We start from the raw sequence: 4,232 nt of genomic DNA, 5'->3' as shown, positions 1-4,232 counted from the left end.
CGGACTGTTCTTGAGACATCTCAGGTTCGGTTCACGAGATCCCGTCCGATCGAGTCGATCTGGCGGGATCTTGCAGTTTTCGGGGGCGTTGTGAGGGTCGGCCGGAGCTGAGTGGCGGTTTCGGGGCTTTCGGAGACGCCTTCCGGGGGTGGCCGATGCCGGAGAGCGCGCGGTGGTGTGGCTGCGGGACCGGGGAGGTCTCGTGGCGGCGGTTGGTGTGGCTGTTCACTTCCGGATCATCACGGTGTCCGGGGCGGGGGACGTCCGACCGGCTGAGGACCGGGCTGTTCCCGTTCGGCGGGGGCGTGTTCGGTGTAGGCGGTGTGGGGCAGGTGCTCGCCGCGGGTCCTCTGGCAGAACACGTCCAGGATCATCAGGTTCGCGATGGTGACCATGAGGGCGACCAGCAGGGTCTGGGCGACGCGGCCGTGGGCGAGCCGGCTCTTCGGCTCGGAGATGTCGATCCGGTGGCCCTTGAGGACTCCGTTGATCCCTTCGTTCTGGGCTCGGATCACAGAGAAGGTGCTGGTCCAGGCGTCGGTGAGGTAGGGAAGGTCCTGCCGGAGCTTCTCCATGGTGCCGAGATCGCCGGGGCGGATGGTGATCGACTGCTGGCGGCAGATATCCGGGAGGCGGCCCGGTGGGGTGCCGCTGACGACCACGGTGGGCCGGGCGGCCGGATGCGTGCTCCGCTGCCGCGGATCGGTGAGATCGAGAGTTCGCGGCGGCCTGTGAACGGTGGGCCTGCGGGGGCAGTTGACGGTCGGGGCGGTGCCGGAGGCCGGGCAGGCCAGGCGGATCGCCCCGGCCGGATCCGGGCCCTGCTTCAGGTGCAGGAAGTACGGCTTGCGGTTGCTGATCCGTGTCTGGGTGATCTCGTCCGGGTCGCGGGCGGCGCCGTCGTCGAGACGGTGCGAGGCGTTGGCGAGCGCGGGCGGGATCATCGGACAGGCAAAGGTGCCATCGATCATGACGGCGCCGCGGTGGGTGCCCTGGATGCCGCGCTGGTCCTGCTTGTAGTCCAGGGCGAGCCGATAGCCCAGGCGACGTGCGGGCAGGGCGAAGCTTTCTGGGCGGGCGTCGGTGTAGAGCCGGTCGACGGCCAGGGTGCCGATGGGCAGACCGAGTTCGGCCAGCGGCGTGAGCAGGGTGATGGCGTTGGTGCCGGTGCGGCGCCCGGGAGAGTCGACGACCAGGCCGAGCACGATCTGGGCAATGCGGCCGCCGTGCGGCCGGGGCAGGGCGGCCAGGGCGAGGTGGCCGCTGAGGCCGAAGGTCGGTTCGCTCGATCCGCCGCTGAAGTGCCAGCCCGCGGTGATGTCGAGGGACGCGAGCCGTCGGCGCCGACTGGCGGGCTTGTGCCAGGACGCGAGGGCCGTCGCGTCGATCCCGACGTCGCCTTGCCACTGCTTCAGCGCTCCGCAGCGGCGGGCGATCTTGACCGTCTCCGTGATCAACGCGGTGCAGACCTGCTGCAGCACCGCCTTCTTGCGGACATGGACGGGATCGTCGTCCTCCCAGGCGGCGGCGAACCGGGCGGCTTCACCGAGCGGCAGACGGCGCCTGCGATCGCAGCGCGCCGGGTCGAGCACCGTGGTGACGCGGTCGAAGGCCCGGTAGATGCGGCGGGACAACGCCGCCGGGGCGACGTGTGCGACACCCAGCCGCTGTCCGGCACGGGGCGAGAGACCGAAGGCCAGGATGCGCCATGCCTCGGCCAGGGTGGCCTTGCCGGTGTAGTGAACGGCCAGCAGGAGCCCGGTCAGCACCGATCGAACCGGCAGTCCCGCAGGCCCCGGCCGCCGTCCCACCTCCTGGCCGATGAGGCCAAGGACACCGGAGTGATCCAGCAAAGCGGCCAGCTGGAACGCCTTCGAGTCCGGGATTCTCGCCGGGGCATCGGTCACCGGCCTAGGACGGCTCGTGCGGGCGGCGGCCGGATGCCCGGGAGGCGGGGCCCTCACTCCTGGCCCCGCAGCAGCCGGGCCGTCTCACCCGCGCTGAGCGGAGGCACGAAATGCTGGTAGCGCGCGAGCGAAGCGGTCGAGGCGAGCCCGGCCGCCGCCGCGATCACCGCCGGATCGATCCGGCGCCGCATCAGCGACACGATCCAAGAAGCCCGCAGACGGCGGGCGTTCACCCGGGGCAACGGCCCCTCGGGCCGATGCTGCCACGTCCACGAGGCGATCAGATTGTCCGGCGGCGGATCGGTGTGACCTGGCCGGAACAGGAAGTCCTCCCCGGCCTGCCGGGCCAACACGCCAAGATCGTCTTCCCACTTGGCCCGGGCGACCAGCAGCCGCCCCAGCACCGCGGCATCCAGGACACAGGCCCCCGACCGGGTGCGGCGGATCTCCGTCCCCCGCAGGCGGGCGATCTCCCCGGGTGCCAGCCCCATCCCGTCACCCAGCGCAAGCAGCGCCAGCGCATCGAGACGGGTGCGGGGCCTGAGCTGCCCGGCCCAGGACCGAAGCCGTTCGACCTCGCCCACTTCGTAGGGCGGTGCCGGAGCGGGCGGGGCAGACAACTTGATCGGCTCGCTCTCGCCGACGTCATCCCAGACCAGCACCTCACGAACCCGCCGCAGCCACGTCCGATAGGTGCGCAAGGTGCCCGGCGCCAGACCCGCGCAACCGGTCAGCACGAACACGTCGATCGTCTCGCTTCGCAGCCAGGCAGACGGTTCGCGGGCAACTCCCCGGCCCTCCGCCCAGAGTGCGAGCCGGGCAACCACGTGCAACAGGTCCTCAACCGCGTAGGGCACCCGCAGAGCCGTCGCGGTGACCACCGCCTTCACCAGCGGAGCGACCTCATCCCAGACCGGAGCCGGATCGCGCGGAGCGTACGCATCGATGAGCGAAGACATCCGCGTGTCGAGGGCCATGGACCACGAATACCGGCAGGACAACCTGCCGCCCAAGTCGCGTACGACCTCAACGGACAGGAGCGTGGAAGCATGGTCGGAGGACGGGCGCGCTCCCGCGCGCCCAGGGAATGCACCCGCGACCCGGAAGCCTGGCCCGATGCGGTCGTCGACGACGTCGCCGCAGCAGTCGTCCAGACCATCGCCCGCCGCCTCGCCGAAGCCCTGTCCGAGCGCGGGCTGAGCCGCCGCGGTGCCGCCGACCTCCTCGGCATCAACCGGCAGACCATCGGCGACGTCCTCGACGGCCGGACCTGGCCCGACGTCGCCACCATCGCCCGCCTCGAGGCGGGCCTGAACACCCCGCTGTGGCCGCCGCTTGCGCGCCGGTAAGTGCGCAGACATGTCGCCAAAGCCCTCCCAGCCCCAGCCCACAGACTGCAATAACCGCAGGCCAGAACCCAGTTACGGCTCAGCGAACCCAACACGGTGCAACGGCACTATGGTCGGAGACGCGCGAGCCTCTTCGTCACGCTTCAAGGTCGCTCACGCAACCCAGGCGCCGCCGGGACTGATCCTCCCGACGGCGCCGTCTCACACGTCTTCGACCGCCGTGCCATTCACCGCCGCACTCACGGCAGGTGCATCCCCGACCCCGGGCGCGATCGTGAACAGACCGACCTGGCCCTCGGCCAGCCAGCCCTGCTTGACCAGCCGTTTCAGCTTCGTCCGCATCCCCTCGATCCGCCGGTGGTCCGTCTCCTGGCCGACCGCCTCGCAGATCTGCCTCGACCGCAGCGGTCTGCCCGCCGAGGCCAGAGCAAGCACAACGTCCTCGTTCGCCTCGGACAGGACCTCGCCGTCCGCCCGTCTCACCGGGGCCGAGATCACCACCCGTTCCACGGTGGCAGCGGCCACCGGCGACTGCCCGGCCGAGGCCCTCGATGCGATCGGCATCTCCTCGGCCACCGCCGCGTCGCCCTCGGCCAGCACTTCGGCCACGGCCTCCTCGGCCACCGCCCACCGAGCCAACCGCTCTTCCTCAACGGCGAGTTGCTTCTGAAGCACGGCGATCTGCGCACGCAGATCCTGCACTCGCGCCCGCGACACCGACGCCCTGGCCTGCAGCTTCTCCAGCAGCGACATCATGACCAGCCCCTTCAACACGAGGCCCACACCCGCCGACTCGCCGCACAGCGCGCCAAGTTGACGGACACTTCACCCCACACACTGTAGGAGATGATCACGAAACGGGGCAGGCGGATCCCCTGCCTGCCCCCAGACGCGGGCAACGATCAACCCCACAACGGGCAACGATCACCACACACTCACCAAAGCTGCTGATCAGCGGTACTCAAGAACACCCCAC

Annotated in this window: 4 protein-coding genes; 1 reads left to right on the top strand and 3 read right to left on the bottom strand. The window is 70.5% G+C overall.

The features are described from left to right. Positions 1-239 precede the first annotated feature (239 nt). Positions 240-1,907 (bottom strand): hypothetical protein, encoded by a 1,668-nt coding sequence (locus tag AB0I66_RS42850; RefSeq protein ID WP_363213536.1) that lies wholly within the window; start codon positions 1,905-1,907, stop codon positions 240-242. Between the two features lie 53 nt (positions 1,908-1,960). After that, a complete protein-coding gene (locus AB0I66_RS42845; RefSeq protein ID WP_363213535.1) occupies positions 1,961-2,884 on the bottom strand; it encodes a hypothetical protein in 924 nt (307 codons plus the stop codon). A 72-nt stretch (positions 2,885-2,956) separates the two neighbouring features. Here AB0I66_RS42845 and AB0I66_RS42840 point away from each other — a divergent pair, with 72 nt between their 5' ends. Continuing rightward, entirely contained in the window at positions 2,957-3,256 is a 300-nt protein-coding gene (locus AB0I66_RS42840) for a helix-turn-helix transcriptional regulator (protein WP_363213534.1), read from the top strand. A 201-nt stretch (positions 3,257-3,457) separates the two neighbouring features. On the opposite strand, the gene AB0I66_RS42835 is transcribed toward AB0I66_RS42840, so the two are convergent. After that, positions 3,458-4,012: a hypothetical protein gene (locus AB0I66_RS42835; RefSeq protein ID WP_363213533.1), complete on the bottom strand. Its 555-nt coding sequence runs from the start codon at positions 4,010-4,012 to the stop codon at positions 3,458-3,460. Between the last annotated feature and the right edge of the window lie 220 nt (positions 4,013-4,232).

This window comes from Streptomyces sp. NPDC050439, from assembly GCF_040655335.1.
In the GTDB taxonomy this organism is placed as follows: domain Bacteria; phylum Actinomycetota; class Actinomycetes; order Streptomycetales; family Streptomycetaceae; genus Streptomyces.
Note: the sequence above shows the minus strand (reverse complement) of the source record. Positions and strands in the feature narration are given on the sequence as shown.